At 56.8% G+C, this 25,734-nt stretch carries 28 protein-coding genes and 1 other RNA gene; 9 read left to right on the forward strand and 20 right to left on the reverse strand.

What is annotated here, in order from left to right; all coding sequences use genetic code 11:
• Together garK and rnpB are read left to right on the forward strand one after the other, a co-directional pair.
• Nucleotides 1-1,146: a glycerate 2-kinase gene (garK, locus tag AB1E37_RS02895; protein ID WP_004900844.1), complete on the forward strand. Its 1,146-nt coding sequence runs from the start codon at nt 1-3 to the stop codon at nt 1,144-1,146.
• A gap of 32 nt (nt 1,147-1,178) precedes the next feature.
• An RNA gene (gene rnpB / locus AB1E37_RS02900) (RNase P RNA component class A) lies at nt 1,179-1,561 on the forward strand.
• 343 nt (nt 1,562-1,904) lie between these two features.
• Here rnpB and AB1E37_RS02905 read toward each other — a convergent pair.
• Entirely contained in the window at nt 1,905-2,369 is a 465-nt protein-coding gene (locus AB1E37_RS02905; protein ID WP_004150939.1) for an OB-fold putative lipoprotein, read from the reverse strand.
• Nucleotides 2,370-2,676: 307 nt separating this feature from the next.
• Between AB1E37_RS02905 and AB1E37_RS02910 the strand changes: the two genes are divergently transcribed.
• A complete protein-coding gene (locus tag AB1E37_RS02910; protein WP_004149907.1) occupies nt 2,677-3,087 on the forward strand; it encodes a Spy/CpxP family protein refolding chaperone in 411 nt (136 codons plus the stop codon).
• 73 nt (nt 3,088-3,160) lie between these two features.
• Here AB1E37_RS02910 and AB1E37_RS02915 read toward each other — a convergent pair whose 3' ends face one another.
• Together AB1E37_RS02915 and AB1E37_RS02920 are read right to left on the reverse strand one after the other, a co-directional pair.
• Complete coding sequence (locus AB1E37_RS02915; RefSeq protein ID WP_002917926.1) at nt 3,161-3,328, reverse strand: hypothetical protein; 168 nt, start codon at nt 3,326-3,328, stop codon at nt 3,161-3,163.
• 24 nt (nt 3,329-3,352) lie between these two features.
• On the reverse strand, nt 3,353-4,054 hold the full coding sequence (locus tag AB1E37_RS02920) for a pirin family protein (protein WP_002917925.1): 702 nt from the start codon (nt 4,052-4,054) through the stop codon (nt 3,353-3,355).
• A gap of 104 nt (nt 4,055-4,158) precedes the next feature.
• On the opposite strand from AB1E37_RS02920, the gene AB1E37_RS02925 reads away from it, so the two are divergent.
• A complete protein-coding gene (locus AB1E37_RS02925) occupies nt 4,159-5,055 on the forward strand; it encodes a LysR family transcriptional regulator (RefSeq protein WP_004144865.1) in 897 nt (298 codons plus the stop codon).
• A 41-nt stretch (nt 5,056-5,096) separates the two neighbouring features.
• Here AB1E37_RS02925 and AB1E37_RS02930 read toward each other — a convergent pair whose 3' ends face one another.
• From AB1E37_RS02930 to AB1E37_RS02980, 11 genes are all read right to left on the reverse strand, one after another.
• Nucleotides 5,097-5,465: a DUF805 domain-containing protein gene (locus AB1E37_RS02930; protein WP_002917923.1), complete on the reverse strand. Its 369-nt coding sequence runs from the start codon at nt 5,463-5,465 to the stop codon at nt 5,097-5,099.
• 126 nt (nt 5,466-5,591) lie between these two features.
• The gene (locus tag AB1E37_RS02935; protein WP_002917922.1) at nt 5,592-6,578 is read right to left on the reverse strand and encodes a glutathione S-transferase family protein; all 987 of its coding nucleotides are present in this window, start codon (nt 6,576-6,578) and stop codon (nt 5,592-5,594) included.
• An 80-nt stretch (nt 6,579-6,658) separates the two neighbouring features.
• Nucleotides 6,659-7,051: a DoxX family protein gene (locus AB1E37_RS02940; RefSeq protein WP_002917920.1), complete on the reverse strand. Its 393-nt coding sequence runs from the start codon at nt 7,049-7,051 to the stop codon at nt 6,659-6,661.
• Nucleotides 7,052-7,396: 345 nt separating this feature from the next.
• Nucleotides 7,397-7,693, reverse strand: a complete 297-nt coding sequence (locus tag AB1E37_RS02945) for a YqjK-like family protein (protein WP_004181402.1) — start codon at nt 7,691-7,693, stop codon at nt 7,397-7,399.
• A complete protein-coding gene (locus AB1E37_RS02950; protein WP_002917917.1) occupies nt 7,690-8,088 on the reverse strand; it encodes a phage holin family protein in 399 nt (132 codons plus the stop codon). The genes AB1E37_RS02945 and AB1E37_RS02950 overlap by 4 nt, the downstream gene beginning before the upstream one ends.
• Before the next feature lie 2 nt (nt 8,089-8,090).
• Nucleotides 8,091-8,396: a YqjD family protein gene (locus AB1E37_RS02955; RefSeq protein ID WP_002917916.1), complete on the reverse strand. Its 306-nt coding sequence runs from the start codon at nt 8,394-8,396 to the stop codon at nt 8,091-8,093.
• A 45-nt stretch (nt 8,397-8,441) separates the two neighbouring features.
• A complete protein-coding gene (locus tag AB1E37_RS02960) occupies nt 8,442-8,810 on the reverse strand; it encodes a DUF1090 domain-containing protein (RefSeq protein ID WP_002917914.1) in 369 nt (122 codons plus the stop codon).
• 149 nt (nt 8,811-8,959) lie between these two features.
• Nucleotides 8,960-9,337: an EnvZ/OmpR regulon moderator MzrA gene (gene mzrA / locus AB1E37_RS02965; protein WP_004218213.1), complete on the reverse strand. Its 378-nt coding sequence runs from the start codon at nt 9,335-9,337 to the stop codon at nt 8,960-8,962.
• 8 nt (nt 9,338-9,345) lie between these two features.
• Nucleotides 9,346-10,008, reverse strand: coding sequence for a DedA family general envelope maintenance protein YqjA (yqjA, locus tag AB1E37_RS02970; protein WP_002917909.1), 663 nt, complete (start codon nt 10,006-10,008; stop codon nt 9,346-9,348).
• A gap of 340 nt (nt 10,009-10,348) precedes the next feature.
• The gene (gene exuR / locus AB1E37_RS02975) at nt 10,349-11,125 is read right to left on the reverse strand and encodes a transcriptional regulator ExuR (RefSeq protein ID WP_002917907.1); all 777 of its coding nucleotides are present in this window, start codon (nt 11,123-11,125) and stop codon (nt 10,349-10,351) included.
• 127 nt (nt 11,126-11,252) lie between these two features.
• Nucleotides 11,253-12,554, reverse strand: coding sequence for an MFS transporter (locus tag AB1E37_RS02980; RefSeq protein WP_002917905.1), 1,302 nt, complete (start codon nt 12,552-12,554; stop codon nt 11,253-11,255).
• Nucleotides 12,555-13,034: 480 nt separating this feature from the next.
• On the opposite strand from AB1E37_RS02980, the gene uxaC reads away from it, so the two are divergent.
• The 3 genes from uxaC to AB1E37_RS02995 all read left to right on the forward strand — a co-directional run bounded on the left by uxaC (nt 13,035) and on the right by AB1E37_RS02995 (nt 16,637).
• Nucleotides 13,035-14,447, forward strand: coding sequence for a glucuronate isomerase (uxaC, locus tag AB1E37_RS02985; protein WP_032448131.1), 1,413 nt, complete (start codon nt 13,035-13,037; stop codon nt 14,445-14,447).
• 18 nt (nt 14,448-14,465) lie between these two features.
• Nucleotides 14,466-15,953, forward strand: coding sequence for a UxaA family hydrolase (locus AB1E37_RS02990; protein WP_002917898.1), 1,488 nt, complete (start codon nt 14,466-14,468; stop codon nt 15,951-15,953).
• 129 nt (nt 15,954-16,082) lie between these two features.
• Nucleotides 16,083-16,637, forward strand: coding sequence for a YgjV family protein (locus AB1E37_RS02995; RefSeq protein WP_002917897.1), 555 nt, complete (start codon nt 16,083-16,085; stop codon nt 16,635-16,637).
• 15 nt (nt 16,638-16,652) lie between these two features.
• Here the strand turns inward: AB1E37_RS02995 and sstT are convergent, their stop codons facing one another.
• The 5 genes from sstT to AB1E37_RS03020 all read right to left on the reverse strand — a co-directional run bounded on the left by sstT (nt 16,653) and on the right by AB1E37_RS03020 (nt 21,595).
• Nucleotides 16,653-17,900: a serine/threonine transporter SstT gene (gene sstT / locus AB1E37_RS03000; protein ID WP_002917895.1), complete on the reverse strand. Its 1,248-nt coding sequence runs from the start codon at nt 17,898-17,900 to the stop codon at nt 16,653-16,655.
• Nucleotides 17,901-18,166: 266 nt separating this feature from the next.
• Nucleotides 18,167-19,138, reverse strand: a complete 972-nt coding sequence (locus AB1E37_RS03005; protein ID WP_004144845.1) for a TerC family protein — start codon at nt 19,136-19,138, stop codon at nt 18,167-18,169.
• A gap of 271 nt (nt 19,139-19,409) precedes the next feature.
• Nucleotides 19,410-20,399, reverse strand: coding sequence for a Gfo/Idh/MocA family protein (locus tag AB1E37_RS03010; protein ID WP_004181399.1), 990 nt, complete (start codon nt 20,397-20,399; stop codon nt 19,410-19,412).
• A 73-nt stretch (nt 20,400-20,472) separates the two neighbouring features.
• Nucleotides 20,473-20,973: a M48 family metallopeptidase gene (locus AB1E37_RS03015; RefSeq protein ID WP_004144843.1), complete on the reverse strand. Its 501-nt coding sequence runs from the start codon at nt 20,971-20,973 to the stop codon at nt 20,473-20,475.
• A 19-nt stretch (nt 20,974-20,992) separates the two neighbouring features.
• Nucleotides 20,993-21,595: an XRE family transcriptional regulator gene (locus AB1E37_RS03020; protein ID WP_004144842.1), complete on the reverse strand. Its 603-nt coding sequence runs from the start codon at nt 21,593-21,595 to the stop codon at nt 20,993-20,995.
• Nucleotides 21,596-21,638: 43 nt separating this feature from the next.
• On the opposite strand from AB1E37_RS03020, the gene AB1E37_RS03025 reads away from it, so the two are divergent.
• Nucleotides 21,639-22,346 (forward strand): B3/4 domain-containing protein, encoded by a 708-nt coding sequence (locus tag AB1E37_RS03025; protein WP_002917889.1) that lies wholly within the window; start codon nt 21,639-21,641, stop codon nt 22,344-22,346.
• 85 nt (nt 22,347-22,431) lie between these two features.
• Nucleotides 22,432-23,562: a 23S rRNA (guanine(1835)-N(2))-methyltransferase RlmG gene (gene rlmG / locus AB1E37_RS03030; protein WP_004900811.1), complete on the forward strand. Its 1,131-nt coding sequence runs from the start codon at nt 22,432-22,434 to the stop codon at nt 23,560-23,562.
• Nucleotides 23,563-23,670: 108 nt separating this feature from the next.
• Here the strand turns inward: rlmG and AB1E37_RS03035 are convergent, their stop codons facing one another.
• Entirely contained in the window at nt 23,671-25,695 is a 2,025-nt protein-coding gene (locus tag AB1E37_RS03035) for an NADPH-dependent 2,4-dienoyl-CoA reductase (protein ID WP_023313675.1), read from the reverse strand.
• Nucleotides 25,696-25,734: the final 39 nt, after the last annotated feature.

A 25,734-nucleotide genomic window follows, 5' to 3' on the forward strand; every position in this document is an offset into this window, starting at 1 on the left:
ATGAAAATCGTCATTGCCCCAGACTCTTACAAAGAAAGCCTGTCTGCCAGCGAGGTAGCTCAGGCGATAGAAAAAGGATTTCGGGAAATTTTCCCTGATGCACAGTATGTTTCCCTGCCCGTCGCCGACGGCGGCGAGGGAACGGTGGAAGCCATGATTGCCGCCACCCAGGGAAAGGAACATTTCGCATGGGTAACGGGTCCGCTGGGTGAGAGAGTGAAGGCCTGCTGGGGCATGTCCGGCGACGGCGTCACCGCGTTTATTGAGATGGCGGCAGCCAGCGGTCTGGGGCTCGTTCCGCCCGACAAACGTAACCCGCTCATCACCACTTCACGGGGTACCGGGGAGCTAATATTACAGGCGCTGGAGCATGGTGCGGAACGGATCATTATCGGCATCGGCGGTAGTGCGACCAACGACGGTGGGGCGGGTATGATGCAGGCGCTAGGCGCCCGCCTCTGTGACGCCGAGGGACAAGAGATCGGCCATGGCGGGGGCAGTTTGAGCCGTCTGAGCCGGATCGATCTTTCCGCCATCGATCCGCGCTTACGTGACAGGATGATCCATGTGGCCTGCGATGTTACCAATCCGCTGGTGGGCGAGCGTGGGGCGTCGCGGATCTTTGGCCCACAGAAAGGGGCGACCGAGGCGATGATCGTCGAGCTGGATCGTAATCTGGCGCATTATGCCGACGTCATTAAGGCGTCGCTGCAGGTGGACGTGAAGTCGATCCCCGGCGCGGGAGCGGCCGGCGGCATGGGCGCGGCGCTGATGGCCTTTCTCAATGCGGAGCTGCGCAGCGGGATTGAGATCGTTACCGAGGCGCTGAAGCTGGAAGAGCAGATCCATGACTGCTCACTGGTGGTCACCGGGGAAGGGCGGCTCGATAGCCAGTCTGTTCACGGTAAGGTGCCGGTGGGGGTGGCCCGGGTGGCGAAGAAATACCGTAAGCCGGTGATCGGTATTGCTGGCAGCCTGACTCACGATGTCGGCGTGGTTCACCAGCACGGTATCGATGCCGTATTCAGCGTGTTAACTTCCGTTTCGACGCTGGAAGAGGCATTTCGCGGGGCGTTTGATAATATTTACCGCGCGTCGCGTAATATTGCTGCCACCCTGCAGGTTGGGATGACCACTGAGGGATGACAACGGGCGGTAAACCCTCTATACTGCGCGCCGAAGCTGACCAGACAGTCGCCGCTTCGTCGTCGTCCTCCTTCGGGGGGAGACGGGCGGAGGGGAGGAAAGTCCGGGCTCCATAGGGCAAGGTGCCAGGTAACGCCTGGGGGGTGTCACAGCCCACGACCAGTGCAACAGAGAGCAAACCGCCGATGGCCCGCGCAAGCGGGATCAGGTAAGGGTGAAAGGGTGCGGTAAGAGCGCACCGCGCGGCTGGTAACAGTCCGCGGCACGGTAAACTCCACCCGGAGCAAGGCCAAATAGGGGTTCATAAGGTACGGCCCGTACTGAACCCGGGTAGGCTGCTTGAGCCAGTGAGCGATTGCTGGCCTAGATGAATGACTGTCCACGACAGAACCCGGCTTATCGGTCAGTTTCACCTTTTTATGTCAAAACCCCGCTCCGGCGGGGTTTTTGCTATTCGAATAGCGGAGAAAGGATGAATGACTGTCCACGACGCTATACCAAAAGAACGCGGCTTATCGGTCAGTTTCACCTTTTTATGTCAAAACCCCGCTCCGGCGGGGTTTTTGCTATTCGAATAGCGGAGAAAGGATGAATGACTGTCCACGACGCTATACCAAAAGAACGCGGCTTATCGGTCAGTTTCACCTTTTTATATCAAAACCCCGCTTCGGCGGGGTTTTTGCTATTCGAATAAGCGGGGACAGGATGAATAACTGTCCACGACGCCCAAAAGAACGCGGCTTATCGGTCAGCTACCGTTATTTAACCACCTTAGGATTCTGTAGCGTCGGGATCGTGGAATCTTGCACCTGATGAACCTGGCCGACGATCGTAGCGACGCTGCCGTTGCTTAAAGCCTCTACGTCTGCGCTGTTATGCGAGCCAAAATTAAAGGTAAGACGTTTATCCGTTTTATTCTGTTCATCTCGCATGGTCACGATAAAATAGTAGCTGCCGGCGATACCGCTCTTCCGACGAATGTCGACAATCACCCCGCGTACCTTGACCCATTTACCCAGATAATCGCTGCTGGCCTTCGCCGGATTGAGAGTAAACGGCTGCAGGAACTGAGCCACTGAATACGTCTGCATCGAAGCGACGGCGTCATCTCCGGGTTGAAATAATTTGTCTCCCGCGGAATAAAAGGCTTTAGAAGCCAGGCCGCAGCCGCTTAACAGCGAGATGACAAAAACCAGCGGTAATACGCGAAAACGTAATAACATCTCAATCTCCTTATCTATTTTTAAATGATATCCTTGATGCGCTGGATAACGTAATATGCGCTAATTAAATTAAAGGAAAAGTCACCACTGTCAAATATTTTGCCTGCTGTTGAAATTAAAATAAAACCTGGTGATGTTAGGGCGTCAACTATATAAGTTAACACGGTATTCATATTTTATATGTTTTAGTGAAGTATATTAGTGCTGTGGATATATATAATGTTTGGCTATCATTTTTTACATTTATTCACTGCGCCCTGTAAAATAATAATCCGCTATTTCTGCCACCTTTACTTCAGGAAAAAAAATGAAATTGATAACCCGTATTGCCTTTGCCACGCTGTTGACCACCGGTTTCTCTATCACTGCTCAGGCCGCAGACGTTAAGGCGGCGCCAGCACCGGCGCAGGATCCTATTGTTCAGCACTTAAAACTTACCAACGATCAGGTTGCGAAAATTAAAAGCCTGCATCAGCAGTTGGAGAGTAATGTCCAGCAGATTTCCCAACAGGAAATTAAAGACGGGGCTCTGATAAACGTGATTGATTCCGGTAAATGGGATGAAAAAGCGGTCAACGATCAGCTGGCGGCCTTCAGCAAGATTGATCAGCAGGTGCGTTATTACCGCGTGAAGTACTATTTTGAGGTGAATAAGGTACTGACGCCGGAGCAGCGCACGCAGGTGAAAAAAGATCTTGCCGACGCGCTGAGTGAATAATGCCATCGGCCCCTCGCGGGGCCGATATCTTCTTCAGGCCATTAATGAAAATCAACCCAGCCATTTTGCCGTTTCAGGCGAGACTTTCTTCATCCCGCAGGCGGATCTCCGCTTCGGCAACAATGGCTTCCAGTTCGCTAAGCATCTCATCATAACCAAAGCTGGCGGCCCCGGCGACTTGCGGTTGCACCGGGGCTAACGGCGTTGGTGACGCCTTTTTTCTGTTTTTCTTCTTACTCACTGACAGACTCCATCACTTCCGTTGTTACACCGGTAAATCTATCAGCAAAGCGCGCAGCGGCGTATCGGCGACGAGGGTAATGTTAGCTTCGTCACGAATAAATGCGCCGTCACCGCAGGTGAGAGCCTGCTTTTGCTGTTCCTGTGCGACGGCATGGACGGAGCCGTGAATCGACTGCAGGTAGGCGCGTGGACCATGTAATTGCACGTTGATCTGCTCACCTTTCTCAAGCGCGATATGGTAGACCCAGGCCTGTTGGCGAAGCTGGAGGCTGTTATCCCCGCCCTCCGGAGAGGCCAGCAGCTGCAGCGTCGCGTCTGCGACATTGATTTTCTGCTGCAGCGGGTTTTCCCGCTGCGGGCAGGCATCAAGCCAAAGTTGCATTCGCGTTAACGACTGCTCTTTACTCAGATTATGCTCGCTATAGCTCACGCCAGGCTGGGTGGCGATCAGCAGCGCTTCACCGGCTTTGGCCTGCACGTGGTTGCCGTCGCTGTCGCGATACTCCGCTTCGCCTTCCAGAATCAGGTTCAGGATATCGACTTTTGGGTACGTTCTGGCCTGGAAGGAAGCGCCGGGCGCCAGCACTTCCTGGTTGAGGACGCGCAAGGATGCGAAGCCCAGTAATTTCGGGTCGAAGTAGTGGCCAAAGGAGAAGGTGTAGCGGGCCTGCAGCCAGCCGAAGTCTGCTTGTCCGCATTGTTTGGCTGTTCGGGTAGTAATCATGTTCTTGACCTCTCTTTACACTAAATCAATGGTAAAGGTATGGACGCTGTATTGTTAGCCAGATATTCTGCCCGGTATGTTCAAATTTCCTGAATGAGAAAGCGATGGCCAAAGAGAGAGCATTAACGCTGGAAGCGTTACGCGTGATGGATGCGATCGACCGGCGCGGAAGCTTCGCTGCCGCGGCTGATGAGCTGGGACGCGTGCCTTCCGCCCTGAGCTACACCATGCAAAAACTGGAGGAGGAACTGGACGTGGTGCTGTTTGACCGCTCAGGTCATCGCACGAAGTTCACTAACGTTGGAAGAATGCTGCTGGAGCGCGGGCGCGTGCTGCTTGAAGCGGCGGATAAACTCACCACCGATGCTGAAGCCCTGTCGCGTGGTTGGGAAACCCACCTGACGATCGTTACCGAAGCGCTGGTGCCCACTCCGGATCTGTTTCCGCTGATTGAGAAACTGGCGACTAAATCAAACACCCAGCTGTCGATTATCACTGAGGTGCTGGCCGGCGCCTGGGAGCGGCTGGAGCAGGGGCGGGCGGATATCGTTGTCGCACCGGATATGCATTTTCGTTCCTCTTCGGAGATTAACTCGCGCAAACTCTATTCGGTGCTCAGTGTGTACGTCGCGGCGCCGGATCACCCGATCCATCAGGAGCCGGAGCCGCTCTCTGAGGTTACTCGCGTGAAATACCGCGGCGTCGCGGTGGCGGATACCGCGCGCGAGCGGCCCGTTCTCACCGTTCAACTGCTGGATAAACAGCCGCGTTTAACGGTGAGTACGATAGAAGATAAACGTCAGGCGCTACTGGCCGGACTGGGCGTGGCGACTATGCCCTATCCGCTGGTGGAGAAGGATATTGCCGAAGGTCGCCTGCGGGTCGTCAGCCCGGAATACACCAATGAAATTGACATTATCATGGCCTGGCGACGGGACAGTATGGGCGAAGCGAAGTCCTGGTGTCTGCGTGAGATCCCCAAGCTGTTTGCCGGCAGATAGTGATGAAGACGCTCCTCCCGCTAGCGGGAGGAGCAGGAAGATTAGTAGGAAAAGGGTTTCGGATCGGGCCCGAAGCGATTATTGCCTTCGGTGCCGCGCTGGCAGTTAAAGATCAGGATCACCAGCCAGCCGATGACCGGGATCAACAGCAGCAATAGCCACCAGGCCGAACGATCGGTGTCATGCAGACGGCGAAATTGCACCGCCCACCACGGTAAAAAGACCAGTACGCCATAGATAGTGGTCAGAATGCCTTCGCCGCCAGCCCGCTGCCAGCCCAGCATTTTATCGATGATGCTCAATACGCCGGTCAGGATGAGGTTGACCAGAATAAACATCCAGTACTCTTTGCGCCGCGCACGGCCGCCAAATCCTATATAGTTTTTTAATACCTTGAGATACCAGTCCATTTCTACGCCTCAATTAACCGTCAATCACTTGTTTTTTAAGCGATCGCAATAAGAATAGACGTGAATGAATGGTGGGTAAATATCTGTTTTCTGAATTATTGGGCGCCATCACTGGCGCCCGACAGATCAACGGAAGCGCTGATCGCGACCGTGCGGTTCGTTGAGATCCTGCTGCGGCCCAATGGAAATAATACCGGTAGGGTTAATGGTTTTATGGCTGCGGTAATAGTGGTGACGGATATGCGGAAAACTCACCGTCTCGGCGATACCCGGCATCTGGTAGATGTCGCGCAGGAAACCATACAGATTGAGGTAATCGCTGATGCGCCGTTTATCGCATTTAAAATGGGTCACATATACCGGGTCGAAGCGTACCAGCGTTGTCCACAGGCGAATGTCGGCTTCCGTTAGCTGATTGCCCGTCAGATAGCGATGCTGGCCGAGGATCTGCTCCAGCCGCTCCAGCGAGGTAAAGACCGCATCCACCGCTTCGTCGTAAGCTTGCTGGCTGGTGGCAAAGCCGGCTTTATACACGCCGTTGTTGACGTTGTCATAGATCCAGCCGTTCAGCTCATCGATTTGTTCCCGCAGCGCTGGCGGGTAGTAATCCCCGGCCCGGGCGCCAAGGCCATCGAAGGCGGTATTGAACATGCGGATGATTTCTGCCGACTCATTGCTGACGATGGTCTGCTGTTTTTTATCCCACAGCACCGGCACGGTCACGCGTCCGGTGTAGTGCGGGTCGGCGTGCAGATACAGCTGATAGAGAAAGTCATGCTGGTAGAGGGTATCGCCGGTGGCTTCCGGGAAGCTATCGTCAAAGGTCCAGCCGTTTTCCAGCATCAGCGGATTGACCACGGATACGGGGAGAAAAGGCTCCAGACCTTTTAATTTACGCATAATTAACGTGCGATGCGCCCACGGGCAGGCGAGAGAAACATACAAATGATAGCGATCCTTTTCCGCTGCAAAACCGCCTTCACCGCTGGGGCCAGCCGCGCCGTCGGCGGTCAGCCAGTTACGGAAGGCGGAAACGGAACGTTTAAAACGCCCACCGGTGGATTTTGTGTCATACCAGGTATCCTGCCAGACGCCGTCGACTAATTGTCCCATCTTTGCTCCTCCTTCAGACTACAGATAGCAAAAGCGAGGAGTGGTCTCCTCGCTTTTTTCATTCATTCAGTATAGTGCGCTTACCATTTCTTATTCAGTACACGGTCAATACTGAAGGCGCCCGGTCCGGTAATGGCCAGCAGCAGGTAACCGCCCGCAATGGTCAGGTTCTTCATGAACATCAGCGAGTTCACGCCTTCCGCAAAGTTGCTATGGAACAGGAACGCGGTCAGCAGCGTAAAGCCCGCAGTGAACAGCGCGGTGGTCCGGGTCAGGAAACCGAACAGAATCGCCAGACCGCCGCCGAACTCAAGGAGGATGGTCAGCGGCAGCAGCGCGCCCGGGACGCCCATGGCTTCCATATACTGCTGGGTTCCCGCATAACCGGTGATTTTGCCCCATCCTGCAGTGATAAACAGAATCGGCATCAGAATACGCGCTACCAATACACCAACATCTTCTAATTTTTTCATTTGTTACTCCAGAAAACCCAAAGGGCGGCGGTTTTGTTTTTTAGTGCAATCCCGCGTAGTTACGCGGTGTTGCTGTCGATGGAGAGGATAGTAGCGAGGCGGAGAGGGAATTGTTAGCAAGGAAAACTGTAGATCTATTTCAAAGTTTCTGAGCAATCAGTACGCGGAGGCGAAAGTGTACCGAACGCGATGGGCCACCACCGGTCCTGGTATGGCGTGAGGTAAAGAGCGTCGTAGAGAAGGGCGCGCTACGGAAAAGGCGCATGTTGCTGCGAATAGGGTGTGGTAACGGACAAGGAAATGGCAGAGCGTGGGCGCCAGGGAAAGCGCCCACGCTCAGGGCCGCTAGCGAACTGCCGACTGGCGCAGGATCCCGCGCACCAGGCGCCAGGTGCTCCACAGTCCGAGTCCGCGTTTGGTCCAGCGCATTAAAAAATGCGGATGTCGTACGGACCATACGGCCATCAGACCGCTGCCAACCATCAGCCACGAACGTAAACTCAGCAGCGTATGCCAGCCGCGGTCGAGGGGCGCAGTCGCCTCGTGCCAGTGACGGCGGCAGGCGCTGAGCTCCAGCCGTTGCTGCTGGATCTGGCGCAGCAGCTGCGCCTTGTGCCGTTCACGCTCCTGTCGGCCATTCACGATTTATCCTCCTCCAGAAGGGCACGGTCGTTCTCCAGCTCTTTACGCGTTAGACGCAGCAGCGTGGATCGGCGCGCCTTACGTAGGGTTAGGATACCCACGATCGCGGCGGCAAGGAGCAGCACAACGGTGGTGGCGATCATCACGTGCAGGCGGTACTGAGCGTCAACGGCCCAGATAACCAGCACCAGCAGACTCATGAGGCCAAACGCGGCAAACAGCAGCGTCAGTCCAGTCATGATCAGCAGCTGGAAGAGGTTGGCTTTCTCCTCCTCCAGCTCCACGACGACCAGACGCAGCCGCGTTTCCACCATTTCGACCAGCAGCGTGACGATGCGCTGACCAATGGAGAAAACGCGCTGACCCGGTCCCTGCGTGTGTTGAGTATTCGCCATAATCAGCGACGCGACAGCAGGACACCCAGCACCAGCCCGACGGCGGCGCCAATTCCTACCCCAGTCCACGGATTTTCGCGAACATAATCATCCGCTCGCGCGGCGGTCTCACGAGTTTGACGAAGAATCGCTTCGCTGGTTTCACCCAAACGAGCGCGGCTCTCTTTCAGCGCGCTCTCGGCTTTACTGCGCAGTTTACCCATCTCTTCTTTCGACTTGTCCGCCGAGGAATTTAGTACTTCCTCCAGGGTATCCGCCAGCGTTTTCAGTTCTGCACGAAGGTCGTCAGTCACATTCTCTTTAGCCATGTCGTTCTCCTGTAGCGTGGTCCGTGTTGCGAAAGTTAATGGTGATTAGTAATCCCGAGACTCCAGCGTTTTTAACTCCTGTTGCGCTTCATTGAGTTTATGCTGGCGTTTGTTAATTTTGTCCGCATCGCCTTTCTTCCGGGCTTCCTGCAGATCGCGCTGACGTTCAGCGATCTCTTCCCGCTGTTTGGCAATTTTTTGCTTATGATCGGCTTTGAGTTTACTGTCGCTACAGTTTTCCCGAACCTGACGTAGCGCGGTATTTAGCCCATCAATGCGACTTTGATTATGATGCTTTTCGGCGTAGCTGATCTCTCGTTGAATATCCTGCTCTTTTTCCTGGCAGGGAGAGGCGGCTAGGGCGCTGGCGCTAAGTGAAGTCAGGACCAGAAGCAGAGCGATGCGGTGTTTCATGGATAGTACCTTCCATTGTCTGAGGGGATACCCGGAGGATATACCCGTTCCCGTTGGTGAACGTGAATGCGTTGATTCCCGCAGGTTTAAGCATAGTAACAAATGCGGGAAACCACCAGACTGGGTTAATAACGCAGTCTGGCGGCAGCTTACCCGAGGCGATGCGGCGCGTCGCGCAGGCGGGATAGCCAGGCGGTGGGCGAGTTATCGTCCTCCAGAAGGGCAATAATATAACCATGTGGCAGAGCGCGGCCGAGAACTTCTTTTGCCGCCGCGCCCTGGGCGGTAGAATCGAACTTAATCAGCAGACCATCCTTCTGTGGCGTGATGCTTTTAAAGCGGATGCCGTTGGCATCGAGATGATGCCAGACGGAGAAACCGTCCGGCATTCCGATACCCTGGCCAACCGGGCGTATCGCCAGCGTGGCCTCCTGCTGCTGCACCGCCAGCCAAAGCCAGAACAGGGCGCCGAGCAGAAGAGAACCACCCAGCAGCCAGCTGAACTGGCGCAGGGAAGGGCGTTTCATGACCATCATTAGCCCCGGCTTCTGTATTTTTTCTTCCACAGTACCACCAGCGAGCCGATCAGTCCGAAGACCAACAGGGCAACCGGCAGGAGCATCAGGCAGGACATCAGCTGATCTTCATACTTGAGGAATACCGGGGTTTTACCCAGCAGATAGCCAAGCGAGGTCAGGATGAGCACCCACAGCAGGCCGCTCATCCAGTTGAAAAACTGAAAACGGGCGTTATTAAGGCCGGAAAGCCCGGCGATGGTGGGCAGCAGCGTGCGTACGAAGGCGATAAAGCGGCCGATCAGCAGCGCGGAGAGCCCATGCTTATGAAACAAGTGATGCGCACGCTGGTGATAGTGCGAAGGCAGGTGTGACAGCCAGTTTTGCACGATCCGCGTATTACCCAGCCAACGCCCCTGAATATAGCTTAGCCAGCAGCCGAGGCTGGCGGCGGCGGTGAGCAGCAGCAAGGTTTCCGGAAAACCCATCGCCCCTTTGGCGATCAGCACGCCCACGAGCACGAGCAGACTATCCCCCGGTAAAAACGCGGCAGGCAATAACCCGTTCTCAAGGAACAAAATCATAAACAAGACAAAATACAGCATGCCTATCATGGAGGGATTCGCGAGCGTTTCGTAATCCTGAGCCCACAAGGCATTCAATAACTGGGTAAATAGTTCCATTCACGATTCCTGGTACATCGGTTAACGGCACGTCTGAGCGCGCGGCATATAGGGCGACAAGATTTTTATGAGATTATGGTCGCTGCTTAGGCGCTCTGAACGCTTCCCTGTATAAGACTGAAGTAAGTAAATACCTACCCCCAGAACGACAAAATGCATCTAATTGTAACAAATCACCTGACTTTCCGTCAGAGAAATTGCAACGTGTTGCTCGTTGATTTTGCTGATTGCGGAGATGGGAGGCGAGAGGATTTACACAGGCTGACACTATATATGACTTGCTTACTCCAGCCTCACTGTCAGACAGGCGCGCAGGGGGGCGCGCCGGAGGGATAAGGCCTTATTTCGCGCCGTTGACTGCGGTATCGAGATGAACGACTGGGTTTTCGGCAAATAAGTAGCGATCGGCATTAAATTCAAAGTCATCGCTGGTTTCGTTGAACAACATTTGCTTGGTATTTTCCAGATGCTGCCACATCGCCAGCTTGGCGGCGTTGGGATCTTTTCGCAGCAGAGCTTTCAGGATTTGATCGTGGTCGTCGCACCAGTTATCGACCGTACGCAGGTCGATATGCTCATGCAGCTTTTTCCAGTAGGGGTTATGCACGCGCTGGGTCCACATCTTTTCCACGATCGCCGCCAGCGCGCTGTTCTGCGTCGCCAGCGCCACCTGGACGTGAAACTGCAGGTCCCACTCGGAGTCGCGGAAACATTTCTCGTTACGCGCTTTCTCCTGAATCTCCATCAGCTTCATGATGTCCTGTTTGGTCACCTGAGTCGCCGCGAATTCGGCAATATTGCTTTCAATTAGCTGCCGCGCCTGCAGCAGTTCAAAGGGGCCATAGTTGGCGAACTCAAGGCTTTCATCGGCCACCTGCTGGTATTTCGGATGGTTGGAGATAACGTGGATACCCGACCCTTTGCGGACTTCGACATACCCTTCCACTTCCAGCATGATAATGGCTTCACGAACCACGGTGCGGCTGACGTTTTTTTCATCGGCGATGAAGCGCTCGGCGGGCAGCTTATCCCCTACAAGGTAGACACCTTGTTCGATGCGCGTCTTCAGCTCAGCGGCAAGCTGCTGATATAGACGGCGTGGTTCAATGATTTCCATATTCGCTCCCGGAAGATGGCGACAATATTCGATTTGTTATACCACTTTTACGCGCTTTCCACCACTGGCAGGCATGAAAAAGCCGCCTGAGAAGGCGGCTTGATCGGCGATTACCTTGCCATTCGATCTAACTCTGCGTGACCGGTTTGCGGCTGCTAAGCGGCGTCGAGTCATCGTCAGCCGGTTTGTTTTTCAGCACCGTCCAGATAACCAGCGCGCCCAGCAGGTCAAAGACGGCCAGTACCGCAAACAGCGGGCTAAAGCCGATGGTATCCGCCAGCGCGCCGACGACCAGGGCGAACATGGTGCTCGCCAGCCAGGCGGCCATCCCGGTCAGACCGTTAGCGGTAGCGACTTCGTTACGGCCAAAGACGTCGGAAGAGAGGGTAATCAGCGCCCCGGACAGCGCCTGGTGAGCGAACCCGCCGATGCACAGCAGGGCAATCGCCACGTACGGGCTGGTGAACAGGCCGATCATCCCCGGGCCAATCATCAGCAGGGCGCCCATGGTGACCACCATTTTACGCGACACGATCAGGTTGACGCCAAACCAGCGCTGGAACAGCGGCGGCAGATATCCGCCGACGATACAGCCGAGGTCGGCGAACAGCATCGGCATCCAGGCGAACATGGCGATCTCTTTCAGGTTAAAACCGTAAACTTTGAACATGAACAGCGGGATCCAGGCGTTAAAGGTCCCCCAGGCCGGCTCGGCGAGGAAGCGCGGCAGGGCGATACCCCAGAACTGACGGTTGCGCAGGATTTGCCACGGCGACATTTTCTTCGCGTTATTGGTCTGATGCTGAGACTCCTGACCGCCAATGATGTAGTCACGTTCTTCGTCAGATAATTTTTTCTGGTCGCGCGGGTGTTTGTAGAAGATAAGCCAGGCGATAGCCCAGGCGAAGCTCAATACCCCGGAGATGATGAACGCCATCTGCCAGCTGTGCATGACAATCGCCCACACCACCAACGGCGGCGCGATCATGGCGCCAATAGAGGAACCCACGTTGAAGTAGCCCACCGCGATAGAGCGCTCTTTTGCCGGGAACCACTCTGAGCTGGCCTTCAGGCCGGCGGGGATCATTGCGGCCTCCGCTGCGCCGACTGCGCCACGGGCCAGCGCCAGTCCACCCCAGCTGCCGGCCAGAGCCGTTGAGCCGCAGAATACCGCCCAGGCGATGGCGAAGAAGGCATAGCCAATTTTGGTCCCCAGAATATCAAGGACATACCCCGCGACGGGCTGCATAACGGTATAGGCAGCGGAATAGGCTGCAATGATATAGGAGTACTGTTGGGTCGAAATGTGTAACTCTTCCATCAGCGTCGGCGCGGCCGCCGCTACGGTGTTACGGGTCAGGTAGCCCAGCACGGTGCCCAGCGTCACCAGCGCGATCATGTACCAACGTAACCCTTTAATTTTACGCATGTAAACCTCATCGTCTGTTATCTTTCCGCATCAGGTGCGGCCTTTACCGAGCGCAATAAGCGGCCGGGAAAGCGAAACGGAGGATTCAGGAGGGTAGTCCCCTCTGGCCTGAACCTTACCATCAGTTGTTATGTTGAAAGTCGGTATCCATTCCGTATAAGCCGATGCCATAAGCACCGGTAATGCATTCCGTCGGTTTATATGTTGCGACGGCAGAAAGATAACTTGTCATACAACTTTAAAAGTTGAGAGCTGTCACAAAAGTGGGAAAGTTAGTGTGGTCTTTATCCCTTGCCTGGAAAGCCAGAGATGGCGCGCTCTGGCGAGGTGTTTTGCTCCAGGGCGGTCATTTTTTTATCGACGTTTATTGATCTAACTCACGAAAAACAGTTCGGTCTGTAGAAATTGGTGTGATAACTTTGTCAGCATTGTAGTCAATCATCTGAAAGGCTCCCGCACTGGAGCGAAGAGGACACGCGAATGACATCGTTTATGACTGAAGATTTTCTACTTGATACCGAGTTTGCCCGCCGTCTGTACCATGATTACGCCAAAGATCAGCCGATTTTCGACTACCACTGCCACCTTCCGCCGCAGCAGGTTGCCGAAAACTATCGCTTTAAAAACCTGTATGACATCTGGCTGAAAGGCGATCACTATAAATGGCGCGCAATGCGCACTAACGGCGTGCCGGAGCGTCTGTGTACCGGTGATGCGTCCGATCGCGAGAAATTTGACGCCTGGGCGGCCACGGTTCCGCACACTATTGGCAACCCGTTATACCACTGGACCCATTTAGAGCTCCGTCGACCTTTTGGTATTACAGGTAAGCTGTTGTCGCCATCCACCGCCGATGAGATCTGGGACCAGTGTAATGATTTGCTGGCTCAGGATGCCTTCTCCGCCCGCGGAATCATGAAGCAGATGAATGTGAAGATGGTCGGTACCACCGACGATCCGATTGATTCTCTTGAGCACCACGCGGCTGTCGCCAAAGACAACTCCTTTGACATCAAAGTGCTGCCGAGCTGGCGCCCGGATAAAGCGTTCAACATCGAGTTGGCGACCTTCAATGATTATATGGCTAAGCTGGTCGAGGTATCCGATACCGATATTCGCCGCTTCGCTGACCTGCAAAGCGCCCTGACCAAACGTCTGGATCATTTTGCCGCACACGGCTGCAAAGTCTCCGATCATGCGCTGGACGTGGTGCTGTTTGCCGAAGCGACCGACGCCGAGCTGGATGACATTCTGGCGCGCCGCCTGGCTGGCGAGACCCTTAGCGAACACGAAGTGGCGCAGTTCAAAACCGCGGTGCTGGTATTCCTCGGCGCAGAGTATGCCCGTCGCGGCTGGGTCCAGCAGTACCACATTGGCGCGCTGCGTAACAACAACCTCCGTCAGTTCAAACTGTTAGGGCCAGACGTCGGCTTCGACTCGATCAACGATCGTCCGATGGCGGAAGAGCTGTCTAAGCTGCTGAGCAAGCAGAACGAAGAAAACCTGCTGCCGAAAACGATTCTCTACTGCCTGAACCCGCGTGATAACGAAGTGCTGGGCACCATGATCGGTAACTTCCAGGGTGAAGGCATGCCAGGCAAGATGCAGTTCGGCTCCGGCTGGTGGTTCAACGATCAGAAAGACGGTATGGAGCGGCAGATGACCCAGCTGGCGCAGCTCGGGCTGCTGAGCCGCTTCGTCGGGATGTTGACCGACAGTCGCAGCTTCCTCTCCTACACGCGCCACGAATACTTCCGCCGCATTCTGTGCCAGATGATCGGCCGTTGGGTGGCTGCCGGCGAAGCGCCTGCGGATATCGCGCTGCTGGGCGAGATGGTGAAAAACATTTGCTTTAACAATGCGCGTGACTATTTCGCCATTGAACTGAACTAAGGCCAGAGGTCGGTTGATATGCAATACATCAAAATCCATTCGCAGGATAACGTCGCGGTCGCGCTGACGGATATCGCTGCCGGTAGCGTGGTGACGATTGATAATGACTCGGTCACCCTCGGCCAGGATATCGTTCGCGGCCACAAGTTTGCACTGCGCGCTATCGCGAAAGGGGAAAACGTCGTTAAGTACGGGTTGCCGATTGGCCATGCGCTGGCGGATATCGCGCCGGGCGAGCATGTTCATGCGCACAATACGCGCACCAATCTCAGCGACCTTGACGCGTATCGCTATCAACCGGACCTGGTTGCCCAACCGCCACAGCCTGCGGATCGCGAAGTACAGATTTATCGTCGCGCCAACGGTGACGTCGGCGTGCGCAATGAGCTGTGGATCCTGCCGACCGTCGGCTGCGTCAACGCGATGGCCAGACAAATGCAGAACCGTTTCCTGAAAGAGACGTATGGCGCTGAGGATATCGATGGGGTACATCTCTTCAGCCACACCTATGGCTGCTCGCAGCTTGGGGACGATCACATCAACACTCGCACCATGCTGCAAAATATGGTTCGTCACCCGAACGCCGGGGCGGTGCTGGTGGTTGGCCTTGGCTGTGAAAACAACCAGGTGGAGGCCTTTCGCGAGACGCTGGGCGAGTTTGACCCGCAGCGCGTGCACTTTATGGTTTGCCAGCATCAGGACGATGAAGTGGAGGCGGGGGTTGAGCATCTGCATCAGCTGTATGAAGTGATGCGTCAGGATAAACGCCAGCCGGGCAAGCTCAGCGAGCTGAAGTTTGGCCTCGAGTGCGGGGGATCGGACGGCCTGTCGGGCATTACCGCTAATCCGATGCTGGGCCGCTTCTCAGACTATGTGATCGCCAACGGCGGCACTACCGTGCTGACCGAAGTGCCGGAGATGTTCGGCGCTGAACAGTTGCTGATGAGCCACTGCCGCGACGAAGCGACCTTCGACAAGCTGGTGACCATGGTCAATGACTTTAAGCAGTACTTTATTGCTCACGACCAGCCTATTTACGAAAACCCCTCGCCGGGTAATAAGGCCGGAGGGATCACTACCCTCGAAGATAAGTCGCTGGGCTGTACTCAGAAAGCGGGCTCCAGCCAGGTGGTGGATGTTCTGCGCTACGGCGAGCGCCTGAAGGTTCATGGTCTGAATTTACTGAGCGCGCCGGGCAACGACGCGGTCGCCACCAGCGCGCTGGCCGGCGCCGGCTGCCATATGGTGCTGTTCAGCACCGGTCGCGGCACGCCGTACGGCGGCTTTGTGCCAACGGTGAAGATCGCCACCAACAGCGAGCTGGCGGCGAAGAAAAAGCACTGGATCGACTTTGATGCCGGGCAGCTGCTCCACGGCAAAACGATGCCGCAGCTGCTGGAAGAGTTTGTGGATGCCATTGTAGCCTTCGCCAACGGTAAACCGACCTGTAATGAGCAGAATGACTTCCGCGAGCTGGCCATCTTTAAAAGCGGTGTTACCCTGTAAAGGCGTATTTGCGTTGGCGCCCAGAGGCTTGGTTTGTGTATCGGCCTGATAGCGTAGCGCCATCGGGCTCGTAACAGCGGCGTTTCAGCCAGTGAAGCGCCGTTTGTTTTTTTCAGTCAGGGAGCTTACATGACCGCGTATTGGCTGGCCCAGGGGGTCGGCGTCATCGCCTTTCTTATCGGCATTACCACCTTTATCAACCGCGATGAACGCCGTTTCAGGCTACAGCTGGCGGTCTATAGCGCTATTATCGGCGTTCATTTTTTCCTGATGGGCGCCGGGCCGGCTGGAATGAGCGCCGGGCTCAATGCGCTTCGCACGGTCATTTCCTTACGCACCCGTAGTCTGTGGGTGATGACAGTCTTTATCCTCCTGACGTTGATTCTCGGCCTAGGTAAACTGCAGCATGCCATGGAGCTGCTGCCGATCATTGGCACCGTCGCCAGCACCTGGGCGCTGTTTCGCTGCAAAGGGCTAACCGTCCGCTGCGTGATGTGGTGCTCCACCGCCTGCTGGGTCACGCATAATCTGTGGTTGGGTTCCATTGGCGGGACGCTGATAGAAGGCAGTTTCCTGATCGTCAACGGGCTGAACATCATTCGCTTCCGCCGGATGCAAAAGCGCGGTATCGATCCGTTTAAGGTTGAAAACGCAGTACAGGAAGAGAGCCCCTCCGCCCGATAGCGGAGGGGAAAAGCGTTATCCGCGCAGGGCGTTTTTCGCCAGCTGGTCGTCTTCCGCCATGCAGGCCGCGGCGGTAAACAGGGCGTCGGTGGAGGAGTTCAGCGCGGTTTCGCAGGAGTCCTGCAGCACGCCGATAATAAAGCCAACGGCAACCACTTGCATCGCCACATCGTTCGGGATCCCAAACATATTACAGGCCAGCGGGATCAGCAGCAGCGAGCCGCCCGCCACGCCGGAGGCGCCGCAGGCGCACAGCGAAGCGACCACGCTCAGCAGCAGCGCCGTCGGCAGATCCACCGGAATATTCAGCGTATGCACCGCCGCCAGCGTCAGCACGGTGATGGTGATTGCCGCGCCTGCCATATTGATGGTCGCCCCCAGTGGAATAGAGACCGAATAGGTATCGCGATCCAGATTCAGCTTCTCGCACAGCGCCATATTCACTGGAATGTTGGCGGCGGAGCTGCGGGTGAAGAACGCGTAAACGCCGCTTTCGCGCAGGCAGGTGAGCACCAGCGGATAGGGGTTGCGGCGGATCTTCCAGAACACCAGCAGCGGGTTAATCACCAGCGCTACCAGCAGCATACAGCCCACCAGCACCAGCAGCAGCTGGGCATAGCCCCACAGGGTCTCGAAACCGGTGGTCGCCAGGGTGGAAGATACCAGGCCGAAGATCCCCAGCGGCGCAAAGCGGATCACCACTTTAACGATAAAGGTCACCGCGTGGGAGACGTCGTTGATCAGGTTTTTGGTGGTGTCGTTACCATGACGCAGGGCGAAACCAAGCCCCACCGCCCACACCAGAATGCCGATATAGTTGGCGTTCAGCAGAGCGTCGATCGGGTTGGACACCATGCTCATCAGCAGGCCGCGCAGCACCTCAACAATCCCCGACGGCGGCGTGATGCTGTCGGCGGCGGTGGTTAAGTGCAGGGTCGAGGGAAAGAGAAAACTGAACAACACCGCGGTCAGCGCCGCGCTAAAGGTGCCCAGCAGATAGAGAAACAGAATGGGGCGTATACTGGTTTTTTGTCCGTGCTGATGGTTGGCGATCGAGGCCATGACAAGCATCAATACCAGCACCGGCGCTACCGCTTTTAACGCGCCGACGAACAGGGTCCCCAGCAGACCGACGGCGATAGCCGCAGGCTTAGAGACCAGCGCCAACAGTACGCCAAGCACCAGGCCGATTAAAATTTGTTTCACCAGGCTGCCTTGCGCCAGGCGGGAGAGCCACCCTGATGAGGGAGTGCGTGTTGTCATAATTCATTCCTTCCAGTGATGTAGCAAGCCATCCCAGCCACGTATTATTTTTTACGTTTATGTCAGGATGTAAGTAGATGTTTGCATAGTCGAGTATACGGAAAGAAAGACTGGCGGGAAGCGTAAAATACTGTGATTTTAATATGGATCTTATTTTTTAACTGCGTAGCAACATAATTGTGACATGAGCAGGTATTCTCGTTACGAGAACGTCTGCTATAGCTGATTACCGCGCCGCCAGCGAGGGCCGACGGCGCGGTAGCAGATTACTCTGGCAGTTTGCGCTGCTTGTCGTGCTGCCTGTTGACCCAGGCGTTAATCAGCAGCGTGACGGCCAGGATGCCGCCCACCACGCCCAGCGAGATGGCAACCGGGATATGGTAGAAGTCGACGATCAGCATCTTCACGCCAATAAACACCAGGATCACCGACAGACCGTATTTGAGCATCGAGAAGCGCTCAGCGACCCCCGCCAGCAGGAAGTACATGGCGCGCAGGCCGAGGATGGCGAACAGGTTCGAGGTCAGCACGATAAACGGATCGGTGGTGACCGCGAAGATTGCCGGGATACTGTCGACGGCGAAAATCACGTCGCTCAGTTCCACCAGAATCAGCACCAGCAGCAGCGGGGTGGCGAACAGCACCCCGTTTTTACGGGTGAAGAAGCGCTCGCTCTCGATTTTATCGGTCATCCGCAGATGGCTGCGGATCCAGCGCACCAGCGGCTTATCGCCGATGCCGGAGTCGTCCTCTTTCGCCAGCGCCATCTTCACGCCGGTAAACAGCAGGAAGGCGCCAAAGACGTACAGCAGCCAGTCGAACTGCGAAATCAGCCAGCTGCCGGCGAAGATCATAATGGTACGCAGAACGATCGCGCCCAGTACGCCATACACCAACACCCGGCGCTGCAGAGCAGGCGGTACGGCGAAATAGCTGAACAGCATCAACCAGACGAAGACGTTATCGACCGCCAGCGCTTTTTCAATCAGATAACCGGTGAGGAAGGCTAAGGCCTGCGGATCGGCGACGGCCCGGCCCTGGGTTTGCACCAGATACCACCAGAAGGCGGCGTTGAACAGCAGAGAAAGCGTGACCCAGAGGATTGACCAGCCAGCGGCCTGCTTCATGGTCATGCTATGCGAACCGCGTCGTCCCTGAAGCAGCAGGTCGATTGCCAACATGATCGCGACAACGACAGCGAATCCACCCCATAGCAACGGCGTGCCGACAGTATTCATTTGATATTCCTTACATAAAAACAAAACGGCTGACGTCGGAAGACGGCAGCCGCTGCGCTTTTATGCATAGACCTCGCCTTCCGGCAAGGTCTCACTTACAACAACCAAAGTACATCGCGATGGGCTTTGGTTATTGCCCGGCGACCGGATGCGGTATTGCACGCATCGTAATGACGATCAACCGGCAAGGAAGTTACTCCCCTTTGCACGTAACAAAATATGTCACAGGGCGGTTTTCGTCAATGGCGGCCGGTCGGGCCTTTACACTCTTTTACGCCAGCGGCTGCGTATCGGCCGGGAAGATCACCCCGGTCTGGCGACGAATTTCGCTGGACAGTTTGGCGGTGATCCGGCTCACCGCCAGGCCCGGGTGATCCACATCCTGTGTCTCCACCAGGCGCGCAAAGGTCTCCGCCTCATACAGCATGGTATTAATGTGCTGGGGCTGCGTCAGGTCCTGGGCTTTACCGCCGCGCGGCACAAACGCCAGCTTCTGACATTCGGAGATTTTTTCGATCACTAACGCGCCGTCTTCGCCCTGAATTTCACTGGGGATCGCGGAATCGCTAACTTTGGAGTGATGCAGCGTCACGTCGAAGTCGCCATAGCTCAGCACCACGGTGCCCTGGGCGTCTACGCCGCTGTCCAGCAGGCTGGCGGTGGCAAGAACGGCCTGCGGCTCGCCCCACAGCGCCACAGCGGACGCCAGGCAATAGAAGCCGATATCCATAATCGAACCGTTAGAGAACGCCGGGTTAAAGGTGTTGGGGTTTTCGCCGTCAAGGTAGCGCTGATAGCGCGAGGAGTACTGACAGTAGTTGATGAAGGCTTTGCGTAGTTTGCCCACTTTAGCGAGCGTTTCTTTCAGTAGGAGAAAGTTAGGCAGACTGGCGGTTTTAAAGGCTTCAAACAGCACCACGTTATTTTCTTTCGCCAGCGCTATCGCCGCCTCGACTTCCTGTAGGTTCGACGCCAGCGGCTTTTCGCAAATGACGTGCTTCTTATGGCTTAGGAACAGCCGGGTCTGCGGAAAGTGCAGCGAGTTCGGGCTGGCAATATAGACCGCGTCAACGTCAGGGCTCTGTGCCAGTTCATCGAGCGAGGTAAACAGATGCTCGACCGGATAGTCTTTGGCGAAGGCTTGCGCCTGTTCGAGGCTGCGGGAGTAGATGGCGGTAAGTTTATATTTGCCGGTTTCATGGGCGGCATCGACAAACTGCTTGGTGATCCAGTTTGTGCCAACAACTGCGAAACGTATCATAAACGTTGACGAACTCCGTTAAAGGGAACCTGCCGCCACTCTATCATGCCGTCATGACAAAACCAGTGCGTCACTACGCAGAACGATTTAACGAAAGGTGCGTCAGCCACAGGCGGGTGTCGAACTCCAGCTGGTGGTACTGCGGCTCCATATGGCAGCACAGCTGATAAAAAGCCTTGTTGTGATCCTTCTCTTTCAGATGCGCCAGTTCATGAACCACGATCATCCGCAGAAAGGCTTCCGGCGCGTCGCGAAATACCGTCGCCACGCGAATTTCCGCTTTAGCTTTCAGCTTACCGCCCTGCACGCGGGAAATGGCGGTATGCAGGCCGAGCGCATTGTTCAGCACGTGGATCTTACTGTCATACATCACTTTGTTGATCGGCGCCGCGCCGCGCAGAAAGCGGTTTTTCAAGTCCTGGGTGTACTGATACAGCGCTTTATCGCTGTTAACGTCGTGCCCTTGCGGATAGCGCTTTTGCAGCACCTCGCCGAGGCGGCCTTGCTCGATTAACGTGGTCACCTGCGCCAGCAGCGATTCAGGATAGCCCTGTAAATAAATGAGTTTTGTCATCGTCTTATCATTATGTCTGTCAGGAGGGCAGTTCAGCCACGGTCATGGTAAAGACCAGCGGCGCGGTACCCTCATTGCGGTAACCGTGCTCTATTTCGGTGCGGGCCACCGCCGATTCCCCGGCCGCCACCGTGCGGCAGGTCTCGCCAAGCGTCAGCGTCAGCGCGCCGGCTTCCACGTGCAGCAGCTCGAAGGTTGTTGCCGGGTGGCCGGGCGAGGCAAAGGCTTCGCCGGGCTGCATCTCCCAGCGCCACAGCTCAATCATATTCGGCCCGGCGGTGCCGGCGAGGAGCCTGGCGCTGCCCCCCAGCGGGCCTTGCCAGAGGGTGGGGATCTGCTCGGCGGGAATAATATGCAACGCGGGTTCGCTTGCCACATTGACAATATCCGCCACCGAGACGCCCAGCGCGGCGGCGAGTTTGCAGAGGATCGCAATGCTGGGATTGGCGGCCTCTTTTTCCATCTCGACCAGCATACCTTTGCTGATGCTGGCCCGGCGCGACAGCTCGTCCAGCGACATTTTTTTCGCTTTACGGTAGGCCTTCAGCCGCGTGGCGACGGCGCGACTTACCTGGTCGACATCAGATCCTGAATCGGTCGTTATATTGACTTTTACGTTCATTGGTCACTATGATGAAACAAATTGGTCATTACAGGATTATCGAATGCGTAGCGTAACGCCGTCAATCGAATCTGCGGTCAGCCGCCTGGCGCCGGGCTTTCGGGCATTAAGTATTGTGGTGGAGAGCGCGCCGGTGGCCGATCCCGCCGTCGCGGAGCAGGCGCTGGCCGAGGCCTGCCTGGCGGTGCAGCAGGATGATGTGCCCTGGGCGCAAGCGCACCTGGCGGCATGGGATGAAGCGTTCAGCGCCTTCGGCGCGAAGGCGAAACGTACCCCCTGTTCGGCGCAGGCGCTGCGCAAGCGGGTGCTGAAAGAGGGGAGCCTGCCGGCCATCGATCCGGTGGTGGATATCTACAACGCGATCAGCATTCGCTATGCCGTCCCGGTCGGTGGGGAAAATCTGGCCGCCTACCGTGGCGAACCGCGGCTGGCCATTGCCCGCGGCGATGAGCCATTCGATACGCTAAAATCGGCAGAGCCGGTAGTGGAATATCCGGAGCCGGGCGAAGTCATCTGGCGGGATGATATAGGCGTAACCTGCCGACGCTGGAACTGGCGACAGGGCGTGCGCACCCGGCTGGACAGCGGCGCGCAGACGATGTGGTTTATTCTCGAAAGCCTGCCGGCGATGCCGTTGTCGGCCCTGCATGAGGCGGGAGAGCGGCTGGTAGGTTATCTGCAGCAGCTGATGCCCGGCGCTCGCGCGTCGATAACGCTGCTGCGAGCCGATGACGAGGGCGATCTACGCTGAGCGGCGATGATCAGCGATCTCTCTTCAACTGGACAGGATTTGCGTATAAACTCGCGGGTTTTACTATTCCGGAGGCGGAGAGGCGATGAGCCAGGCAGAGTTAAACGGTGAGTTATTCACATTAAAGCGGTTCCCACCTAACGCTGAAGAAGAAGCGCTTCAGGCATGGGAAGCGGCGGATGAATATCTGCTGCAACAGGTGAATGACGTCGACGGCCTGACGCTCATCTTCAACGACGGCTTCGGCGCGCTCGCCTGCGCGCTGGCGGAGCGCAACCCGGTCAGTATCAACGACTCCTTTATTTCCGAGCTGGCGACCCGCCACAACCTGCGGATGAACGGTATCGATGAACAGAGCGTGCGCTTTCAGGATAGCCTGAGCCCGCTACCGGCCGCGCCGGCGCTGGTGCTGATTAAGGTGCCAAAACAGCTGGCGCTGCTGGAACAGCAGCTGCGCGCCCTGCGCGAAGTAGTTACGCCGGAAACCCGCATCATCGCCGCGGCGAAAGCCCGTGATGTGCACAACTCGACGCTGGCGCTGTTTGAAAAAATCCTCGGCACCACCACCACCTCGCTGGCGTGGAAAAAAGCGCGTTTGATCCACTGCGTTTTCACCGCTCCTGAGCTTGCCGATGCGCCGCAAACCTACAGCTGGAAGCTGGACGGCACGCCGTGGACCATCCATAACCACGCCAACGTTTTTGCCCGCAGCGGGCTGGATATCGGCGCGCGTTTCTTCCTGCAGCATTTACCGTCTGATCTAGAAGGCGAGATCGCCGATCTCGGCTGCGGCAATGGGGTGATTGGCCTGCAGGCGCTGGCGCAAAATCCAAACGCCAGCGTGATGTTCACCGATGAGTCGCACATGGCGGTGGCTTCCAGCCGGTTGAACGTCGAGCGCAATCTGCCGGACGATATCGCACGCTGTGAATTCATGGTCAACAACTCGCTCTCCGGCATTGAGCCCGACCGCTTTACGGCGATCCTGTGTAATCCGCCGTTCCATCAGCAACACGCTATTACCGACCATATCGCCTGGCAGATGTTTAACGATGCCCGCCGCAGCCTGAAATACGGCGGCGAGCTGTACGTCGTCGGCAACCGCCACCTCGATTACTTCCGTAAGCTGAAGCGCGCGTTTGGTAATTGCACGACGATTGCGACGAACAATAAGTTTGTCATTTTGAAAGCAACCAAGGTGCGTAAGCAGCGCTGATTCTTGTCGCGGTTTCCCCCTGCTCGCGGCTGTCGCCTTAGCCGGGCTAGCGTGCGGGATTATCGTGGTAGCCCGGGGAAGGCGCATCGCGCCGCCCCCGGGACAGGGCTAAATCGCCAGCGCCAGTTTAGTGCCCTGGGCAATCGCCCGACGCGCATCCAGCTCCGCCGCCACGTCGCAACCGCCGATGAGATGCACCGTTTTCCCCGCCGCGCGCAGCGGATCCGCCAGCTCGCGGCGCGGCTCCTGACCGGCGCAGATCACCACCTGATCGACCGCCAGCAGTTGGCGCTCGCCGCCGATAGTGACATGTAACCCTTCATCATCGATCTTTTCATAGCTGACCGCCGGGATCATTTTCACCCCGCGCGCCAGCAGCGTCGCGCGGTGGATCCAGCCGGTGGTTTTGCCGAGCCCTTCGCCCGGTTTGCTGGCTTTGCGCTGCAGCATCACAATCTGTCGCGGGCTTTTACTCAGTTGCGGGCCTTCAGCACTCAGCCCTCCCGCCGTTTGCAGGCTGGTATCGATACCCCATTCGCGGCAGAACTCGCCGATATCCTGGCTGGTGGCCACGCCCGACTGGCTTAAAAACATCGCGGTGTCGAAGCCGATACCGCCGCAGCCGATAATCGCCACCTTCGCGCCAACCGGTGCTTTATCGCGCAAGACATCAAGATAGCTCAGCACTTTTGGATGATCGATCCCGTCGATCGCCGGCAGGCGCGGGGCGATACCGGTGGCGAGGATCGTCTCATCGAACGCCAGCAGATCGTCTGTCGTGACGCGGGTGTTCAGGCGTAGATCGACACCATGAAGATGATCGAGCATGGTGCGGTAGTAACGCAGCGTCTCGTGAAACTCCTCTTTGCCGGGGATCTGTTTGGCGATATTAAACTGACCGCCGATCTCCGGGAGCGCATCAAACAACGTGACGTGATGACCGCGGGCGGCAGCGTTTACGGCGAAGGCCAGACCGGCAGGCCCGGCGCCGACCACCGCCAGCCGTTTAGGCGCGTTGGCCGGCAGGACCGGCATCAGGGTTTCATGACACGCGCGCGGGTTGACCAGACAGGAGGTGACTTTGCCGACGAAGATCCGATCGAGACACGCCTGATTGCAGCCGATGCAGGTGTTGATCTGATCGGCGCGATCGTCCTGCGCTTTTGATATAAATTCGGCGTCGGCAAGGAACGGGCGGGCCATCGATACCATATCGGCATCGCCGCGGGCGAGAATATCCTCCGCGACCTGCGGATCGTTAATGCGGTTGGTGGTGATCAACGGGATCGACACCGCGCCCTTCAGCTTGCGGGTGACCCAGCTGAAAGCTCCGCGCGGTACCGGCGTGGCGATGGTCGGAATGCGCGCTTCGTGCCAGCCAATCCCGGTGTTGATGATGGTCGCTCCCGCCGCTTCAATCGCTTTGGCCAGTTCAGTGACTTCCGCCAGCGTGCTGCCGTCGTTGACCAGATCGAGCATCGACAGACGGTAAATGATAATGAAATCGTGGCCGGCGCGCTGGCGCACCGCCTTAACCACCTCTACGGCGAAACGCATGCGCCTGGCATAATCGCCGCCCCATTGGTCGTCGCGCTGGTTGGTGCGCGCGGCGAGAAATTCGTTAATCAGATAGCCCTCAGAGCCCATCACCTCGACGCCGTCATAGCCCGCTTCGCGCGCCAGCTGGGCGCAGTGGGCAAAATCATCGATCAGCGTCAGGATCTCATCGTGGCTCAGTTCATGGGGGGTAAAACGGTTGATCGGCGCCTGTAGCGCCGAAGGGGCCACCAGCGCGGGCTGGTAGCTGTAGCGCCCTGTGTGCAGGATCTGCAGGGCGATCTTGCCGCCTTCCTGATGTACCGCGTCGGTAATATGACGATGGTGCGCCAGATGGCTGGCATCGTTGAGTACCGCGCCGCCGGCCATGGTGACCCCAGAGGGCGCCGGAGCGATGCCGCCGGTGACGATCAGCGCCACGCCGTGACGGGCGCGTTCGGCGTAAAAGGCCGCCAGCCGCTGCGCGCCGTCCGGCAGCTCTTCCAGCCCGGTGTGCATCGAGCCCATCAACACGCGGTTTTTGAGCGTTGTGAAGCCCAGCTCAAGCGGGGCGAAAAGCGACGGATAGCGGCTCATAGTGGCTTCCAATGTAAAATTATTGTTATGTGGTCGGAT

The sequence above is a fragment of the Klebsiella sp. Shm-1 genome (assembly GCF_040804525.1).
Taxonomy (GTDB): Bacteria; Pseudomonadota; Gammaproteobacteria; order Enterobacterales; family Enterobacteriaceae; genus Klebsiella; species Klebsiella pneumoniae.